At 73.8% G+C, this 17,794-nt stretch carries 10 protein-coding genes; 4 read left to right on the top strand and 6 right to left on the bottom strand.

Features of this window, described 5'->3' with window-relative positions; all coding sequences use genetic code 11:
- Window positions 1-23: 23 nt before the first annotated feature.
- Both ACIBA9_RS03100 and ACIBA9_RS03095 read left to right on the top strand, forming a co-directional pair.
- Complete coding sequence (locus ACIBA9_RS03100; RefSeq protein ID WP_399359581.1) at window positions 24-2,291, top strand: alpha/beta fold hydrolase; 2,268 nt, start codon at window positions 24-26, stop codon at window positions 2,289-2,291.
- On the top strand, window positions 2,288-3,034 hold the full coding sequence (locus tag ACIBA9_RS03095; protein ID WP_362152768.1) for a methyltransferase domain-containing protein: 747 nt from the start codon (window positions 2,288-2,290) through the stop codon (window positions 3,032-3,034). Before ACIBA9_RS03100 ends, ACIBA9_RS03095 begins: the two co-directional genes overlap by 4 nt.
- Before the next feature lie 227 nt (window positions 3,035-3,261).
- Here ACIBA9_RS03095 and ACIBA9_RS03090 read toward each other — a convergent pair whose 3' ends face one another.
- Window positions 3,262-3,978, bottom strand: a complete 717-nt coding sequence (locus ACIBA9_RS03090) for a PIG-L deacetylase family protein (protein ID WP_362152765.1) — start codon at window positions 3,976-3,978, stop codon at window positions 3,262-3,264.
- A gap of 222 nt (window positions 3,979-4,200) precedes the next feature.
- Between ACIBA9_RS03090 and ACIBA9_RS03085 the strand changes: the two genes are divergently transcribed.
- Entirely contained in the window at window positions 4,201-4,608 is a 408-nt protein-coding gene (locus tag ACIBA9_RS03085) for a DUF3224 domain-containing protein (protein ID WP_399359580.1), read from the top strand.
- 114 nt (window positions 4,609-4,722) lie between these two features.
- Window positions 4,723-5,088 carry a VOC family protein gene (locus ACIBA9_RS03080; RefSeq protein ID WP_362152759.1) on the top strand — a complete coding sequence of 122 codons (366 nt, stop codon included), beginning with the start codon at window positions 4,723-4,725 and terminating at the stop codon, window positions 5,086-5,088.
- An 85-nt stretch (window positions 5,089-5,173) separates the two neighbouring features.
- Here ACIBA9_RS03080 and ACIBA9_RS03075 read toward each other — a convergent pair whose 3' ends face one another.
- From ACIBA9_RS03075 to ACIBA9_RS03055, 5 genes are all read right to left on the bottom strand, one after another.
- Window positions 5,174-6,106: a DUF6039 family protein gene (locus ACIBA9_RS03075; RefSeq protein ID WP_362152756.1), complete on the bottom strand. Its 933-nt coding sequence runs from the start codon at window positions 6,104-6,106 to the stop codon at window positions 5,174-5,176.
- A gap of 46 nt (window positions 6,107-6,152) precedes the next feature.
- Window positions 6,153-8,483, bottom strand: a complete 2,331-nt coding sequence (locus ACIBA9_RS03070) for a PfaD family polyunsaturated fatty acid/polyketide biosynthesis protein (protein WP_399359579.1) — start codon at window positions 8,481-8,483, stop codon at window positions 6,153-6,155.
- A 41-nt stretch (window positions 8,484-8,524) separates the two neighbouring features.
- Window positions 8,525-9,424, bottom strand: coding sequence for a DUF6039 family protein (locus ACIBA9_RS03065; protein WP_399359578.1), 900 nt, complete (start codon window positions 9,422-9,424; stop codon window positions 8,525-8,527).
- Window positions 9,425-9,568: 144 nt separating this feature from the next.
- Entirely contained in the window at window positions 9,569-11,128 is a 1,560-nt protein-coding gene (locus ACIBA9_RS03060; protein ID WP_362152748.1) for an MDR family MFS transporter, read from the bottom strand.
- 47 nt (window positions 11,129-11,175) lie between these two features.
- Window positions 11,176-17,715 carry a beta-ketoacyl synthase N-terminal-like domain-containing protein gene (locus tag ACIBA9_RS03055; RefSeq protein WP_399359577.1) on the bottom strand — a complete coding sequence of 2,180 codons (6,540 nt, stop codon included), beginning with the start codon at window positions 17,713-17,715 and terminating at the stop codon, window positions 11,176-11,178.
- Window positions 17,716-17,794: the final 79 nt, after the last annotated feature.

Here is a 17,794-nt window from a genome sequence, read left to right as displayed (position 1 = left end):
GCCGGCACAGGAGGACGTTACCCATGCCGCAGCGTGTGCTGATCGCAAGTACCTCGGCGCTGCTCGCGGGTCGCCTGGCGGCCCGGTGTCTGGCGTCCGCCGACGGGGCCGAGGTGGTGCTGCTGTGCGCCGCCGGGTCCCGGCCGGGCGCGATCGCCCCGGAGCGGGAGGAACTGGCCGCGTTCGTGGCACGGTCGGCCCGCGCGTCGGCCCCTTCGGGTGCGGCGGACGGCGCCGACCGGCTGACGGTCGTGTGCGCGGAGCCGGACGCGGTCGCCGTGGAACTCAAGGCGTGGACGGCGGATGAGGTGTGGTGCCTGGTCCCCGGCTGGGACCGCGCGCCCGTGCGCGGGGCACGCGTGGAGGCGGCGCTGACCGGCACGGTCCTGGCCGCGCTGCCCGGGCTCGGCGCACGCGGGTACGTGCACGTCGGGCCGGACCCGGCGGCGGACGGTGAACCGGACGGGCCGGTGCGGCGCACCTATCGCGACCTCGAACGGCTCGCCGTGGAGGCGTGCCTGGACGGCGGCGTCGGCTGGCGGGTGTTGCGTACGCCGCCGGTGGTGGACGCGTCGGCACCGGTGCTGGGTGAGTGCCCGCCGGGCGCGCACCGGTTGCTCTGGGCACTGCACTCGGTGCGGTGCGAGGTGGAGGACCGGGAGCCCGACTGGTTCGAACGGCATCCGCTGCGGGTGGCCGACGCGGACGGGCGGGGCCTGGTGCTGTTGCCGGCGGAGCGGGCCGCCGGGGAACTGTGGCGGGCCGGTGCGCCCGGTGAACTGCCGGACGGGTTCGCGACGGTGGCCTCACCGGCGCCGGTGGCGCTGAGCGACGTACTGGCGCGAGCCGGCGCGGTGCACGGGATCGACGTGCGCGCGGTCCCGGACCGTGAGGGGTTCTCCGCCGCCGACCGGTTGCTCGACCTGCGGCTGGAGGACGTACGGCGGCACGCGGTGCCGCTGGTGGATCCGGCGGCCTCGGCACCCGGCCGCGTTCCCGCGACCCGCTCGGCAGAGTCCCGCGCGGCGACCCCCACCGCGTCCACCGGGGCCATCCCCCCGGCGACCGCGACCCCGGCCCGCCCGGCCTCCGCTCCGGCGCGATCCGCCTCGGCGGCCCCCGCACCGGCCATCACCGTCACGACGCCGGAGCCTGACGTCGCGCCACCGACGCAACCGGCACGGCCCACGCCGGATGCCGAGGCGCCGCCACCCGACCGCGCCACTCCCCCGCCTGTCGGCGGGGCGTCCCCGTCGCCCACCCCCCACCCGGCGCTGTCCGCCGCCGCCCAGTGGGACCTGTTCGGCAGCGTCCGGGCGTACCAGGCGGTGGCGGGCCGGACGACCGGCACGTCGGACCGTCGGGAGGCGGCCCTGCGCCGCCGTAGCGTCGAGGTGGCCGGGCGCCCGCTCGTGCTGTACGAGGCCGGAGCCGGTGACGGGCCCCCTCTGGTGGTGCTGAACGCCCTCGGCCAGGGGCCGGGGTTCCTCAGCCGGCTGTGCGCCCGGCTGGCCCCGCACCATCGCGTCGTCACCTGGCAGGTACGCGGAACCGAGCGGGACGAGCCGCCGTGGCGGACCGAGGACCAGCTCGACGACGTGGAAGCGGTCCTCGACGCCGCCGGGGCCGGGCGCGCCCATCTGATCGGCTGGTGCACCGGCGCCAAGGTCGCGACGGCCTTCCAGCGGCGCCGGCCCGACGCCGTGGCCTCGCTGGTGTTCCTCAACGCCACGTTCCGGCAGAACGGCCGGTGGGACGGCATGGACACCAAGTACGAGGCCGATCTGGCGGCGGTGTGCCGCGCGCTGGACCGCGGTCCGCACAAGGCCGCCCGGATGCTGGGCCTGCTGGCCCCGGGCGCGGCGGGTGGCAAGGGCAACCCGGGTTCCCTGGACGCCGGGGTGCTGGGGGTGCTGAGCCGGGCGCTCACCGACGAGGTACGGCGGCCCTTCCGCGACGCCGAGGTGCTGGTCCGGTACGCCCGTCAGCTGGTGGACCTGTGGCGGCTGGACTCGGCGGCCCAGGCGCCCCGGGTCACGGTGCCGGCCCTGTTCGTCTGCTCGGAGTTCGACGGCATCTCGTCACCGGCGCGGGCGCGCGAGGCGGCGCGCTGCTTCCCGAACGCGCGGTACGCGGAGCTGGCGGTCGCCGGTCACTACGCGCCGCACGACCGGCCGGCCCTGGTGGCCGAGCTCATCACGGAGTTCGTCCGCGCGCCCGACGAGGTCGCCGACCTCCTGCGCTACGCGGAGCTCACCTGGCACATCGACACGGAAGGAACTGCACGGTGACCGAGGCCAAGGCCTTCGACCGGGTCGCGGACGACTACGACCGGATGCGGGGCGGAATGGAACGCGGCCGACAGGCCGCCGCACAACTGGCCGGGGACCTGACCCCGGGGCCGGTGCTGGAGGTGGGCGTGGGCACCGGCATCGTGGCGGCGGGGCTGGCCGAACTCGGCTACCGCGTCTACGGGGTCGACCTGTCGCTGCCGATGCTGTCCCGCGCGGCGCAGCGGCTGGAGGGGCGGGTGACGGCCGGCGACGCGCGCGCCCTGCCGTACGCCGACGGCGCCTTCGCCGACCTGGTCTTCACCCACGTCCTGCACCTGGTCGGCGACATGCCGGCCGCGCTGCGCGAGGCGGCGCGCGTGCTGCGCCCGGGTGGCCGGCTGCTCGCGGTGCACGGGGACCCGGCGGCCGATCCGGACGATCTGGTCGCCGTGCTGGACCGGCTCGCCGTGCTGCAACCGCCGCGCCCCGACACCCCCGAGCGGCTGGACGCGGCGGCGGCCGCGGTGGGGCTGGAACGCCTGCGGCACGAGTTCGCCCCGGACTACGAACGGGCCACCACGCCACGCCAGCTGCTGGAGAGCCTGGAGCGCCGGCTGCCGCCCTACCTGTGGGAGGTCGACGACGAGACGTGGGGCCGCGTGGTGGAACCCGCCCTGGCCGCGCTGCGCGCCCTGCCCGACCCGGACCGGCCGCGGGTCCAGCAGTGGCGGGTCCACCGCAGCGTGTACGTCAAACGGTGAACCTCTGGCCTGACGGGGTGGGTCCGTGACGGCGCCCGTGCTTCCGGAGCACGGGCGCCGTCATGTTCGGGCACGGGACGGTGGTCCGGGAGTCGGCGGCACCTCGGCCTCGGCCTCGATCGGGGAACGAGCGCGCGGCGGTCGACGCCGAGGGACCCGCACGCGCCCCCGCCACAACGGCCGGCAACCGACCGGCGACCTCACCGACCCCCACGCCCCGCTCGAACTCAGCGGGGTATCAGCTCGAACGCGATCGCCGGGCGGCCGCCGAAGCGGGCGCCCATCGCCTGGGCCAGGCCGAGCAGTGGGCCTCGGACGTCCGTGACGGGGGGCTGCATGGCCGCCAGATAGCTGGCGTGCGCCTCCAGGGAGGCCACGGCCCGGTCGATGTGGTCGGAGACGTCCACGGCGTGGGTGGGCCGGGGCGAGTTGGAGATGGCCACGTACCGGACCCCCTGCCAGGGCCCGGGGCCGTCCTCGGGGAAGATCCACCGGTTGGCGGCGTCGCCGACGGCGTCGAGCAGGGCCCGGCCGGTGTTGCGGTGGTCCGGCGAGTTCCAGCGCCCCGTCGAGGTGTGGTCGTGATGGCAGAAGCCCAGGACCAGTTCGGGGCGGTGACGGCGGATCGCGGTGGCGAACTGACGGCGCAGTTCGGCGGAGTACTCGATGCGGCCGTCGGGATGGTCGAGGAACTCCACCCCCGCGGCGCCCACGACGGCGGCGCTGGCCCGCTGCTCGGCCTCGCGGACCTCGGCGGCCTTCTCCGGCGCCATCGTGTCGATACCGGCCTCGCCCCGGCTGGCGATCAGATACGTGACCGTCTTTCCGGCCGCGGTCCAGCGCGCGACGGCGCCCGCGGCACCGAATTCCATGTCGTCGGGGTGCGCCACCACGGCGAGGGCGCGGGTCCAGTCCTCGGGCATTTCCTGGAATTCATCGCTCATGGCCCGAAGATAACAGCGCCTATTCCCCCGCCGATACCCTGGCAATAGATTTGACGGAACTCGGCTCCCGGCGGTGGTCCCGATAGGGAAAATACCTCGTGATGCCGGGGAGGAACGCTCAAAAGTGAGCAGAGGCGCGGGTCGCCAGAGGCGAGGATCCCGCTGATCCCCGTCGGCAGCCCGGCCACCGGAGCCGCGGCCCCGCGAACGAGAGGACAACGCATGGCAACGCAGTCGACCAGCAGTATGACCTGGGACCCCTGGCAGCCGGCCCCCTACGAGCAGACAGCCGGTGCTCCCCTGCTGATGCACGGTGAGGTCAGCAACCACTACCGGGGCCAGATCGAGGCCGAGGGCGTGCAGCAGGTCCTCATCGCCCTCTCCCCCGACGGCGTCAGTGTGTTCGCGGCCCTCGAACGGGTGACGGGCCGTATCGGCGACCGCAGCGGCAGCTTCGTCCTCCAGGTCAGCGGCACCACCGGCGGGGGCACCGCCAAGGCCACCCTCGAGGTCCTGGAGGGCTCCGGCACCGGTGAACTGGCCGGTCTGCGGGGTAGCGGCACCTACTTCTGCGACAACCCCGGCCCTGACGGAAACGCGACGGTCACGCTGGACCACTCCTTCGAGTAGTCCCGGCGATCCGCGTGCACACGGACCGGCGAGGGCCTAGGCTCGCCAACGCCGGAGGTGCACACCGAAGTTGCACGCCGAAGACGACCATCGTCTTGAGGAAGGAACTTTTTCATGTCCCCCATTGGGCAGCTGGCAGCGGTCACCCTCGACGCGCAGGACCCGAAGGCTCTCGCGGAGTTCTACTGCGCCGTGACCGGCTGGCAGACCCTGTTCGCGAGCGAGGACTTCGCCTACATCGGCACCCCCGACGGGTCCAGCCGCATCGGCTTCCAGCGCGTCGAGAGCCTGAAGACGCCCTCCTGGCCCGGTGACGACAAGCAGATGCACCTCGACTTCAGCGTGGACGACCTGGGCGAGGCCGTGGAGCGGCTGACCGCCCTCGGGGCGACCAAGCCGGAACACCAGCCGGGCGGCGAGAAGTGGGTCGTGCTGATCGACCCCGCCGGTCACCCGTTCTGCGTGACCAAGATGGCCTGACGCCGACAAGGGCGCATCCGTCACGACGAGGCCGCGGCACTCACCGGAGTGCCGCGGCCTCGTCGTGTCGCGGGGAGCGGATCCGTCAGTCGCCCCAGTACTGCGGTGTCAGGCAGCCGTCATGCCCGCTGCCCTCCAGCATCAGGCTGTCCCAGCGCCCGCCGCCCTCCTCCCCCTTCACCCAGTCCTGCATGTAGGTGGCGCGCGGGGCCTTGGGATCGGTGCGGGCGTCGATGCCCATCAGCTTGTACATCGTGCCCAGCGACTTCATGTGGATGAGGAAGTGCATCCGCTCCATGGTGCCGAACAGTTCCTCGAAGACCAGGGCGGTGGCGTCGCCGCCGGCGTTGAGGTTGGTGTTCTCGGCGACGGTCCGGGCGAACAGCCTGGCCTCGGCCCGGTACTTGTAGCTGAAGTCCACCACCCGGTGCATCACCACGCCGGCGGTCGCGGTGTTGAGCAGCTGGTCGGCGGGGACGGCCGTCTGGTGGTGGGCGGGCAGCACCTCGAACCAGGGCTCGTCCCGGTCCGCGGCCAGGGGGCTCATCGTGGGGTCCTTGGCCATCGTCTGGGTGGCGGTGCCGAACATGCCCCAGCGGTGCGGGAACATCATGGTCTCCCGCACACTGCCGGGCACGAAGGCGGCCTGCCACTGCTCCGCCTGGTGGTGGGCCACGTAGCCGCCGAGGACACCGTCGCGGAAGTCGCGGGCGCCACCCATGTGCACCAGCCGCTCGTAGTCCTCCAGGGACCGCAGGTGGATCAGCCAGTGCAGGCGGTCCTTGACGCCGAAGGTCTCCTCGTAGACCAGGACGGTCGCCAGGCCCGGGTGCTTGGCGTTGACGAACTCGGCCGCCTCGCGTGCCAGCCGGCGTGCGCTGTCGCCGTGCCCGGCGGCGATCTGCGCGATCCGCTCGACGACGACGCCGGCGTTCGCCGAGTGCAGGATCTTGTCGGCGGGCTGCGTGGTCTGGTGCCGGGCGGGCGGGACACTGGGCATGCCGCTGTCCACGGTCATGTGGCTCTCCTCGGATGTGTGGTGATGGATGGGCGGGTGCGCCGGATCAGGCGTAGGCGGCCAGGCGGTCCTTCAGGACCCGTGCCGCCCCGGTCATCAGCAGGTCCGCGATGCGTTCGACGTGCCGCTCCCGCCAGGGCTCCAGAGCGGTGCCGCGCACATGGCGGTTGAAGGCGCCGGCGGCGGGCCCGCAGTGCACCTGGTAGTTGGCCCGCTCCGTCGGATCGCCCTCCTGGGCGGCCCGGTTGGTGCGGGCGAAGTACGACTTGAAGACGAGGGCCATCCGGTGTCTCGGATCCCGCTCGGCGCGTTCGAGTTCACAGGCGCGTCCCGTGTCCCGGTAGTACGCGCACGTCTGCTTCCACACCTGGTCCAGCGGGGCGCGCAGACAGTCACGTTCCAGCCAGGTCAGGGTGGTCTCGTCGAGGTCGTCGAGGCTCTCGTGGGTGCGGTAGAGGTGGTGGAGCTTGTTGGCGCGGGCCGCGAAGAGCGTGCCCTTGCGTGCCACCTGGACGCGGGAGCCGAGTTCGAACAGGTCGCCCGCGGGGGCGTACGCGGTGTCCTGCACGTCCAGGGCGGCCAGCAGGTCCTTGACGGCGTCCGAGGTGCCGGCCTGCGGCGAGCACTGGTTGACGGAGCCGGTGACCACGAAGTCGGCGCCGAGGACGAAGGCCGCGGCGACCGCCTCGGGTGTGCCGAGGCCACCGCAGGCGCCGACCCTGAGGCGGCGCGCGTAGCCGTAGCGGGCCGTGAGCCGCTCGGCCAGCGCGGCCGTGGTCGGGACGAGGGCGAGGCTGACGCCGCCGTCGGTGTGGCCGGCGGAGTCGCCCTCCACACAGATGTCCTGGGCGACCGGCAGTCCGGCCGCCGCGTCCGCCTCCGCGGGCGTGAGCGCCCCCTCGGCGACCAGTCGGTGCAGCAGTCGCGGAGCGGGCGGGGCCATGAAATGGGCGGCCACCTCGGGCCGTGAGCACTTGGCGACCAGGGTGCGTACGGCGACCGGGGTGCCGTCCGCGGTGCGATGGGCGCCGCTGAACCTGAAGCGTACGACGGCCGGGGTGACGGTGGTGAAGGCGGCGGCCTCCACATGGCGTACGTCGTGCCGCAGCAACAGGTCGACCAGGGCGTCCTCGGCCCCGGGGTGGGTGAGGTCGTGCAGCAGGTTGACGCCGTAGCGGCCGTCGAGCCCCGGAGTGCGGGCCAGCTCGGTCACCGCCTTCTCGACGGTGTCCAGGTCCAGTCCGCCGGCGCCGAAGTAGCCCCGCAAGCCGGCGCGGCCGAGCCGGGCGACCAGGGCCACCGAGGACACACCGCGGAACATGCTGCCGGCGAGGTAGGCGTAGCACAGCCCGTGATCGTGCCGGAACTCGGCGCTCCCCAGCCGGGCGGCGGCCGGGTCCCGCACGGTCTCCGGTTCGGGCGCGTCCGACGGCACCGGTACGGCCGCCCCGACGGCCGACGGCCCCGGCACCACGGCAGGCACACTCACCGCGGCCGGCGACGGCCCCGGTGTGGCCGCGGGCGCCCCGGGCGCGACGGGCACGGGGTGCCCGGTGGCGGGCGTCTCGGTGTCCGCTGCCGACTCGGCGACGACGGAGTCCCACATCGGCCGCAGCATGGGGCGCGGACCGAACTCGCGGGCTTCCGTCACGCCCCGCCGGATCAGTTCCCGCAAGCTCTCGTGCCAGCGCACGGGAGCGGCGATCTGCCGTGCCAGCAGGCCGGCGACGTCGTCGGGCGGGTAGGGCCGGCCGGTGACGTTGGCGATCACCGGGATCCGGGGCGGATGGAACTCGACGGTGTCCAGGAAGGCGGCGAACCGCTGCTGGGCGGCCCGCATGTGCCGGGAGTGGAAGGCGCCGCTGGTGGCCAGCGGCACACAGCGCGCGCCCGGTGTCGCCCGTACGGCGGTGCGCACCACGTCCATGGACCGTGCCGGCCCCGCCACGACGACCTGGGTCGCGGTGTTGAGGTTGGCGAGGTCCACGTCCTCGGCGCCGCAGCGGTCCAGCAGGGCGCGGACCGCGTCGGGCGCGAGGCCGACGACGGCCAGCATGGCGCCCCCGTCGGCCTCCCCCATCAGCTCTCCGCGCCGTCGGACGATCCGCAGGCCCGTCTCGAAGTCGAAACAGCCGGCGGCCAGAAGCGCGTTGTACTCGCCGAGGCTGTGTCCGGCCAGGAGGTCGGGCCCGGGCTCTTCCGCCAGTGCCGCCGCGCAGGCGAGCGCGTTGACGACGTACAGCGCGGGCTGGGTCCACCGGGTACGGTTCAGCCGGCCGTCGGGGTCGTCCAGGCACAGCGCGCGCACGGACTCGCCGAGGACACGGTCGGCGACCGCCTCGTACTCGGGGAAGCGGTCGAAGAGCCGCTTGCCCATGCCCACGCGTTGTGCCCCCTGACCGGCGAAGAGCCAGGCTTTCACTCGCCCGGGTCGAGCTGGTGCGGGATCAGCAGGGTGTCCTCGATGCTGCCCGGGACATAGCTGCGGCCCCAGTTGCCGCCGCCCTTGCTGTCGCCGATGAACTGCCGTTCGCCCAGGGCCCGGAAGTCCTTGTCGGTGCGCTCCAGTTCGAGCAGTTCCTGATAGGCGTCGAAGTCCTTCAGGTGCACGAGCCAGTGCAGCCGGTCCATCACGCCGAAGGTCTCCTCGTAGAGGAAGGACGTGGCGCGTCCGGGCAGTTTGCGGTTGACCTCGTTCTGCCAGGCGAAGGCGTACAGCCGGGCTTCCTTGCGGAACTCGTGGGTCGCCTGGCCGACGCGGTGCAGGGTGAGCAGCGAGTTGGCGGAGTGCAGCAGTTCGGAGTCGGGACGGCCGGTCTGCAGCTTGGCCGGTTCGACCCAGAGGTCCCCGGCGTCGTGGTCGTCCTCCTCGTGCACGAGGCCGTGCTGCGGGACCAGGATGCGTTCCTGGACGGAGCCCTCGACGACGGCCCGGCCCCAGACCCCCGCGCTGGCGTCGGTGACGACCCGGTCGCTCTCCAGCAGGTCGATCATCTTCTCGTCGTGATCGACCATGTGCAGGCTGATGGCGTAGTCGTTGGGCGTCTTCCAGTGGATCAGCCAGTGCACCCGGTCCTTCTTGCCGAACGCCTCCTCGTAGAAGTAGAAGGAGGCGCCGTTGAGGTCGGACTGGTTCATGTAGGCGATCACGTCGGCGAAGAGCTTGCGGCCCTCGTCCCGGTGCTCGTACTTCAGCTGGGCGCTGCGGGCGATGGTGAAACCCGAGTTGCCGGAGTGCAGCAGCTTGTCGGCGGGCACGGGGCTCTGTGCCGACGCGGGGCTGAGTCCGGCCGCCCTCCGGGCTGTCCGCTGATCCATGGAATGGCCGTCCTTCCGGTGCGGAGATGCGTGGCTCGCGCCGGGCCTCGGGGGCCGGCGCGAGCCACGCTAGGCGGGCCGCGGCTCGGGTGCTGCACAACTTTGAGCAGGCGGGGGGCGGTCAGCGGGCCCCGCCGTGCCCGGTCAGCCCGTGGCGGGTGCCTCCTGCGCGGGCTGCTCCGCTGCGGGGTCGCTCCGGCGCGGCATCTCCTTGAGGAACAGGGACACCACGAGGGCCACGGCGACCAGCAGGACGCACACCAGGAACATGTCGCCCATGGCGTGCGCGTAGCCGTCCAGTGCCCGTCCGCGCACCGGCTCGGGCAGCCGGTGCAGCGCCGTGACGCCCTGGTCGGCGGCCCGGGCCGCGTCCTTGCCGACATCGGCGAGCCGGTCGGTGACCCGGCTGGTGAGAACGGTGCCGAGCACCGCGACGCCGACCGCCGAACCCATCCGCTGGAAGAAGTTGGCGGCGCTGGTGGCGGCGCCGATGTCCTGCGGCGGTACGGAGTTCTGTACGGCGGTGATCACGGGCTGCATGACCAGGCCGACGCCGGCCCCGAACAGGAAGGCGTACAGGCCGATCTGCCAGTAGGGCGTGTCGGCCGTGAGCCGGGACAGCAGCAGCATGGTGACGACGAGCAGCGCGGACCCGGAGACGGGGAACACCTTGTACCTGCCGCTCTTGCTGATCAGCTGGCCGGAGGCGATGGACGTCACGGTCAGCCCGAACATGGCGGGCAGCATGGCGAGTCCGGAGCGCGTGGAGGACATCCCCATGACCGCCTGGAAGTACAGCGGCAGGAACACGATGCCGGCGAACATGGCGGCACCGGCGAGCAGACCGAACAGCGCTCCGATGCCGAACACCGGGTTGCGGAACAGGCCCATCGGGATGACCGGTTCGGCCGCCCGGGTCTCCGCCCAGACGAACAGGGCGGCCAGTGCGACGGCCCCGACGGCCAGCAGCAGCGATCCCGGAGCGGCCCAACCGTAGGCGTCTCCGGCCCAGTTCAGGTAGAGCAGGGCGCAGACGACCGAGCCGGCCACCAGCGCCGCCCCGGCGAAGTCGACGGTGTGCGGTCGTTGCGGGGTGCGGATGCGCAGTCCCACCGCGGTCGCCACCAGGGCCAGCACGCCCACCGGTACGTTGATCAGGAAGATCCAACGCCAGCCCGGGCCGTCGGTGAACCAGCCGCCGACCAGTGGTCCGACCACGCTGGACAGGCCGAACACCGCGCCGAACATGCCCTGGTAGCGGCCCCGGCGCTCCGGCGGCACCACGTCGGCGATCACCGCGAGCGCCAGCACGAACAGCCCGCCGGCGCCGAGTCCTTGCAGCCCCCGGAAGACGATGAGCTGCCAGATGCTCTGCGCGCTGCCGCACAGCACGGATCCCACGACGAAGACGCCGATGGCGCACTGCACCACGGTCCGGCGGCCGTAGAGGTCGGAGACCTTCCCCCACAGCGGTGTGACCGCCATGGAGGCGACCAGGTAGACCGTCACCACCCAGGGGAGGCGTTCGAGTCCCCCCAGTTCGCCGACGATGCTCGGCAGCGCGACGCTGACGACGGTCTGGTCCAGCGCCGACAACAGCATGCCCGCCATCACACCGGCGATGGCCAGGGCGGCCTGACGGGGGCTGGGCAGGGCCGGTGCCGCGTCCGCGGCCGCCGGGGCCGCCTCTGCGGAGTTTTCCATGGCAGGTCCGTTCCTTCCGTGGGGGGTGGTTGGCCGGCGGTCCGGTGCTACGGCATCCGGGCCGCCGGGGTGGGTTCGGGAACCTCGCCCGCCACCTGGCGGGTGACGAAGCGCAGATCGAGGATGGCGGCGCGCGCGGGAGCCGGTACCGGCTCCGGCGGCCGCGGTGCCGGAGCCTGGGCGGCAGCCCGGTCCGGCTGGGTGTGCGTGGCCACGGCGTGTGCCGGTGCGGGCACCGGGGCGCCGGTCCCTCGCTCCAGCCACAGGCGCCTGCGGCTGTACGTGGGCGCGGGCAGCGGCCGGCGTACCGGGACACCCGGGGGGCGGTCGCGCGGGTCGAGCGCGGAGGCGACCAGGTGGGCGTTGGTCCCGCCGAGTCCGAAGGAGCTGAGCCCCGCCACCCGCCGGTCGGGCGACTCGGTCCACTCCCGCACCGCGGTGACGGGCCGGAACGGCGAGTGCGCGAAGTCGAAGCGCGGATTGGGCGTGTCGCAGAAGAGGGTGGGCGGGACGAGCCCGTGTTCCAGGCTCAGGGCGATCTTGATCAGGCCCGCGACGCCGGCGGCGCTCAGCAGATGGCCGACGTTGGCCTTGAGGCTGCCGATCGCGCAACGGCCGTAGGGCTCCTCGGCGCCGGCGAACGCGTCGGTGAGGGCCTTGAGTTCCATCGGATCGCCGATCCTGGTGGCGGTGCCGTGCGCCTCCACCAGCCCGATCTCGCCCGGGCGGCGGCCGGCCGCGGCCAGGGCCTTGCGCACGACGGCGGCCTGGGCGGCCGGGTTCGGCGTCGTCGTGCCCATGGTGTGGCCGTCGTTGTTGACGGCCACCGCCTCGATCACGGCGTGCACGACATCGCCGTCGCGCAGGGCGGCCTCCAGAGGCTTGAGCAGGACGGCACCGCAGGCCTCCCCCGGTACGATCCCGTCCGCCCGCTCGTCGAACGGCCGGCAGCGTCCGGTGGGCGACAGTACCCGCGCGGCGCTGAACTCCTGGTACGGCCGCTCGTCCAGGAGGATCTCGACCCCGCCGGCCAGCGCGAGTTCGGATTCCCCGGCCAGCACGCTGCGGCAGGCGAGCTGCACGCTCACCAGGGAGGAGGAACAGGCGCTGTCCACCACGAGGTTGGGCCCCCGGAAGTCGAACCGGTGCGCGATCTGGGCGGCCAGGAAGTTCTGGTCGGACTGGAGCACGTCGGGACGCAGCGGCGCGCGCCGGGGGTACGAGGAGATGCGGCCGCCGACGAAGACGCCCACGTCCCGGCCCCGCAACTCCTCCGCGCGGTAGCCCGCGTCGGCCAGACAGTCCCGGGTGGCTTCGAGGAACAGTCTGATCCCCGGATCCAGGACGGTGGCCTCCTCGTCCGTGAGCTGGAACGGCTCGGGGTCGAAGAGTTCGAGGCCCTCGAGGAAGCCGCCCCATTTCCCGGTACTGCGGCCCGGTTCGTAGTCCGGGCTGTACAGGGTCTCCGTGTCCCATCGCGCCGAGGGCACCTCGGTGATCGAACATCGGCCGTCGAGCAGATTGCGCCAGTAGGTGGCGACGTCGGGGGCGCCGGGGAAGCGGCCCGCCATGCCGATGACGGCGACCTTGCCCTCGGTTCCCCGGTCGGTGGCCCGCGGAGCAGCGGTGACCGGGGCCATCGGCGCGGGTGAAGGAAGCACCGTCGGCGCGGGGGCGAGCGGGGCGGTGGGCTCGACGGCGACCGGCCCGGTTTGGGGGGCCGCCGAGTCGGCCGAGTCGGAGTGAGCGGCCGGCGGGGCCGGTTCGGGGGCCGGGCCGAGCCCGAGGGACGTCAGATGACTGTGCAGCTGCTCGACGCTTGGGTGTTCCAGCAGCAGTGAGGGCGGCAGCCGCTGCCCGACGGTCTCCTCGACGTGGTCCAGCAGTTCGCCGAGCATCACGGACTCGACACCGAGGTCGGCGAAGTCCGCCGTGATGTCGAGGTCCGCCTCGGGGGTGCCGAGCACCCCGCACACCAGCCGCACCAGCCACGCGGGCCCACCGTCCACGTGGGGTGCGTGGGATGGCCGGGGCGCCTCGGGCGGTACCGGGGCGTCGGCCCCGCCGGCGGCGGGTGTGGCGGCCGCCGGGCCGGTGCTCGCCGGCTCCTCCACCGCGCCGGTCGCGTCGTGGGTCCGGCTGTCGAGCAGGGTCTCCACGTCGAAGGAGGAGCCCAGGGGCAGGGCGGGCAGGACCGTGCCGCCCCAGGGCATGGCCAGCACCTGGTCGAGCACGCGCAGCCCCTCGGCGTCGCCGAGGGTGTCCAGACCGACGGGCGCGCACACGTTCGCCTTGCCGCGCGCCGCGCCGCTCTCGGTCCACATCGGCCAGGCGACGGAACGGAAGTGCGCGCCGCCCCGTCGCACCCGGTGGCCGAGAAGGAGGTCCATGGCCGCGTTGGCGGCGGCATAGTCGGTGACTCCCACGGCCAGCCGGGGGATGAGGGCGCACGCCGAGGAGAAGGCCACGAAGAAGTCGAGCCGGTCCCCCTCGCACAGCGTGGCGAGCGTCTCGAAGCCGTCGGCCTTGGGCGCGAAGGTGGCGCGTACGGAGGCGATGTCCTTGCCGACGAAGGCGGGCCGGCCGGTGCCCGTCCCCCCGGCGCAGTGCACCACACCGCCGAGGGGCGCGAGTTGTGTCCGCACCCGCTCCAGGAAGGCTCCGACAGCGGCCGTGTCGGTCAGGGGGCCGGTGTGGACCAGGACGCGGGCGCCCAGCTGCTCCAGCCGGCGTATGTTGGCGACCGCCTCCGCCTCGGCCTCGCCGAGCGCCTCGGGCGTGTCCCACAGGTGCGGGGACGGCAGCGGTCGTCCGCCGAGAACCGCGATCGCCGTCGCCCCCCGCTCCACGAGGTGGGCGGCGACCCGGGCGCCGATGCCCCGGGTGCCGCCGGTGACGACGTAGGCGCGGCCGGGCTCGGGGGCGAACGGGACGGGCCGGCCGAGGGTGGGGCGCAGTACGGGCTCGTAGCGCAGTCCGTGCCGGTGGCAGATCTCGGCCCGGACGCCCGGCCGGTGCCACTCGCCCCACAGCGAGGCCGCCAGTCGTTCGGCGTCGGTGGTGGGCAGGTCGGTGTCGACGACGGTGGTGTCCAGTCGGCTGTACTCGGCGCCGAGACAGCGGAGGAATCCGGCCATCCGGGCACCGGACGGGTCGGGTTCCGGGCCGTCCAGGTCCTGCAGCCCGCGTACGGCCTGCAGTCCGCGCAGCCTCGCCCCCGGCCGGGCCCCGAGGATCCGACGGATCAGCAGCAGACGGGCGCTCCAGGGGCCGGGCTCGTGGGGGTCCGGCCGGTCGAGGTCGGCGAGGTCGATCCAGCCCGCGATCACCGGGTACCGAGCGAGCAGGTCACCGGTGACGGCGTCGGCCCGCTCCTCGTCGGCGAACTCCGGTGCATCCGGGAGTGCTTGGCCGCCGGGGCGACCGTACGTCCCGGACGCCGCGGCGTGGTCTGCGACGAGGACCGGGACGAGGACACCGGGCGGTGCGGTGCGCGCGAGTTCGTCGGCCAGGCCTCGCGTGGCGGCCCCGTACAGGCACACCACGACGCCCTCGGCCGGGCCGGTGCCGGCGGCCACCTCACCCGTGGGCAGCCATTCCCTGCGCAGCAACACCGCGTCCTCGGAAATCCGTTGACCGTTGCCGGGTACGGCCTCGGCGGCGAGCGCGGCCTCCGGGGCAAGCGGGTTCGCGGGGTGCCGTGCCGTGACCGGCGGGCGTTCACCGGTGTGGCCGACCGGCCCGGCCGGCTCATGGCGTTCGGGGAGCGGTGGCGGCTCGGCGGCGCCGGGCCGTCCGGCCCCGCCCTCCTCGATCCAGCACCTCATACGGGCGAAGGGGTACGTCGGCAGCGTGGTGACGCGAGGACCGGCGCCCGGCTCGTCCGGGTAGAGACGTGTCCAGTCGACCGGTCCGCCGGCCACCCAGTGCCGGGCGAGCGCGTCGAGGTCGGGGCCGGGGCCGTCGGGCAGCAGTCGGCCTTGCGGCCGCCCGCCATGCGGTGCCCGGCCGCGTACGACGCCGTCGGCGCCGGAGTCCTGACCGGCCGCGAACCGCGCCAACCGGGCGGCCGCCCGGGCCCGGTCGGTGACGACGAGCGCGAGCCGCTCGCGCAGCGGCTCCCGGCCCGTCTGCAAGGTCCAGGCGACGTCGGTGAGGGGGGCGGCCGTTCCGGGGCGGCTCAGCCACGTCGCGAGGCGGGACGCGGCATCCTTCAGACGCCGTTCGTCGTGCGCGGACAGGACGAGCAGCCGCGGATCACCGGAAGCGTCGGCCACGGCGGCGTCCGTCACGCGGTGGGCCGCGTACTCCTCCAGCACCACATGCGCGATGGTGCCGCCCGCGCCGAAGGAGCTGATGCCCGCGCGTCGCGGGCGGGGTGTACCGTCCCGCTCGGTCGGCTGCGCCCACGGGGCGGCGGTGCGCTGGGGGAGGAAGGGGACGCTGCCCCAGTCGATCTGCTCGTTGAGCTCCTGCGCGTGCAGCGTCGGGGCGAGGGTGCGGTGCTCCAGTTGCAGCAGGGTCTTGGTGAGGGCCGCGATGCCGGCCGCGGCCTCGGCGTGACCGATGGTGGACTTAACGGAGCCGATCGGAAGGGAGCCGGGCGCACGGTCGTCGCCGCCGAAGACCCGGGTGAGACCCTCGATCTCGACCGGATCGCCGAGCGCGGTCCCCGCCCCGTGCGCCTCGACGTAGTCGATGTCGCCGGGCCGCAGTCCCGCGTCGTCGAGCGCTTGGCGGACCACCTCGCCCTGTGCGACGGGGGACGGCACGATGTAGCCGTTGGTCCGTCCGGCGTGCACCACGGCGGTGCCCCGGATCACCGCCCGCACCCGGTCGCCGTCGGCGAGGGCGCGCTCCAGCGGCTTCAGGACGAGCACGCCCACCGCCTCGGCCGGCACGAACCCGTCACCACCGGCGCCGAAGCTGCGGCAGCGCCGGGAGGAGGAGGTCAGTGACATCAACCGCTGCTGCACGAACTTGTTGGGGTGCAGCGAGAGGTTGACGGCACCGGCGAGGGCAACTTCGCAGTCTCCGGCACGCAGTGCGCGTACGGCGAGGTGCAGGGCGGCCAGCGACGAGGAGCACATGGTGTCGACGGCGAGGCTGGGGCCGTTCAGGTCGAGGACGTAGGAGACCCGGTTGGCGATGTTGCCGATCGCGCCGCCCGAGTAGCCGGGGCGGCCGCGCAGTGTCTCCTCCACACCGAAGAAGGCGTAGTCGGCGTACATGGAGCCCGCGTAGACGCCGACGCGCGACCGGTGCTGTTCGCGCAGCCGCTGCCTGGGGTAGGCGGCGTTCTCCAGGGCGGCCCAGGCGGCCTCCAGGAAGAGGCGTTCCTGAGGGTCCATGAGGGCGGCGTCGCGGGGTGTGATGCCGAACAGCAGCGGGTCGAAGCGGTCCACGTCTTCGAGGAAGCCGCCGATCATGTCGTCGACGGGCCAGCCCGGCCGGTGGCGTTCGGCGGGCAGGCCGGTGACGCAGTCGCGTCCGGTGACCAGGTTGGTCCAGAAGCTGTCCAGGTCGGGGGCCTGCGGGAAGCGGCCCGCGACGCCGATGACGGCGATCGCGCCGGCGTCGCCCGGGCCGGGCCGGGGCCGCGGGGCCGTGGCCCGATGTGCCGTGGTGTCCGGGGCGGCGCCGGTCCGGTGCGCCGGCGCGTCCGGGGCGGCCGTCGGCACGGACCGTCGCGGCCGTTCCGCCTCGGGTGTGGCGCGCCGGGCGCCGCATCGGTGGACGGCGTCCTCGGCGACCGCGGCCATGTCCGCGTGCTGGAAGAACAATGTCCGGTTGTCGACCCCCCAGTCCTCGGCGAGCAGCCGGTTGAGCTCACCGATCTGCAGGGACGTCAGGCCGTACTCGACGAAGGGGACGCGGGCGTCCAACTCCTCGCGCGGTATGCCGGACACCTCGGCGTACCGGTCCAGAAGGGCGCCCTCCAGCGCGAGTTGAAGCACATCCGCCGCGCCCGGGAGTGCGGTAGCGGTGCCGGTGTCCGCGTCGGCGCCGGTATCGGCGTACGCGTCCGCGCCGGAATCGGCATCGGCATCGGCATCGGCATCGGCATCGGCATCGGCGAAGGGGTACACCGGCAGGGCCACACGGGCGCGCTGTGTGCGCCAGTAGCTCTGCCAGGGCAGGTCGGCGCCCTCGGCCCACTCGCGGGCCGCGTCGGCCGCGGTGGCGGGTGCGGCGAGCGGCGTCCCGGGCCCGGTCGCGGCCTGCCCGGTGTGCACGGCGGGGTCGGGGCGCCCGGCGAGGAAGGCGCCGAGCGCGGCGACGACGCCGGCGAGTTCGGCGTGCACGACGGCCAGCCGGTGCCGCATCGGCACCCTGCCGGTCTGGGTCGTCCAGGCGACGTCGGCGACCGCCGGCGCGCGTTCCTGGCTCAGCAGACGGGCCAGCCGGTCGTGCAGTGCCCGTGCGGAACGGGCCAACCGCTCCGGGTCGGCCGCAGACACCAGGACGACACACGGGTCGGTCGGCACCGCCTGTGCCCCGCCTGGCCGTGCGTACGAGGATGCCGGCGGGCCGGCGGTACCACTGTCGAGGTGGGTGTCGATGTCGGTGCGCTCCAAAGGATTCATGCCGTCTCACTCCACGGGGGTCGACCTCTGCTCGGTCCGTGTCGGTCCGGGCACGCCGCATGCCCGTGAGGTCCCCTGT

This window comes from Streptomyces sp. NPDC051452, from assembly GCF_044454765.1.
In the GTDB taxonomy this organism is placed as follows: domain Bacteria; phylum Actinomycetota; class Actinomycetes; order Streptomycetales; family Streptomycetaceae; genus Streptomyces.
Note: the sequence above shows the minus strand (reverse complement) of the source record. Positions and strands in the feature narration are given on the sequence as shown.

Coding starts and splice junctions, on each gene's coding strand:
- ACIBA9_RS03100 (WP_399359581.1), top strand. CDS start 24: ATGCCGCAGCGTGTGCTGATCGCAAGTACCTCGGCGCTGCTCGCGGGT.
- ACIBA9_RS03090 (WP_362152765.1), bottom strand. CDS start 3,978: ATGAGCGATGAATTCCAGGAAATGCCCGAGGACTGGACCCGCGCCCTC.
- ACIBA9_RS03085 (WP_399359580.1), top strand. CDS start 4,201: ATGGCAACGCAGTCGACCAGCAGTATGACCTGGGACCCCTGGCAGCCG.
- ACIBA9_RS03080 (WP_362152759.1), top strand. CDS start 4,723: ATGTCCCCCATTGGGCAGCTGGCAGCGGTCACCCTCGACGCGCAGGAC.
- ACIBA9_RS03075 (WP_362152756.1), bottom strand. CDS start 6,106: ATGACCGTGGACAGCGGCATGCCCAGTGTCCCGCCCGCCCGGCACCAG.
- ACIBA9_RS03070 (WP_399359579.1), bottom strand. CDS start 8,483: ATGGGCAAGCGGCTCTTCGACCGCTTCCCCGAGTACGAGGCGGTCGCC.
- ACIBA9_RS03065 (WP_399359578.1), bottom strand. CDS start 9,424: ATGGATCAGCGGACAGCCCGGAGGGCGGCCGGACTCAGCCCCGCGTCG.
- ACIBA9_RS03060 (WP_362152748.1), bottom strand. CDS start 11,128: ATGGAAAACTCCGCAGAGGCGGCCCCGGCGGCCGCGGACGCGGCACCG.
- ACIBA9_RS03055 (WP_399359577.1), bottom strand. CDS start 17,715: ATGAATCCTTTGGAGCGCACCGACATCGACACCCACCTCGACAGTGGT.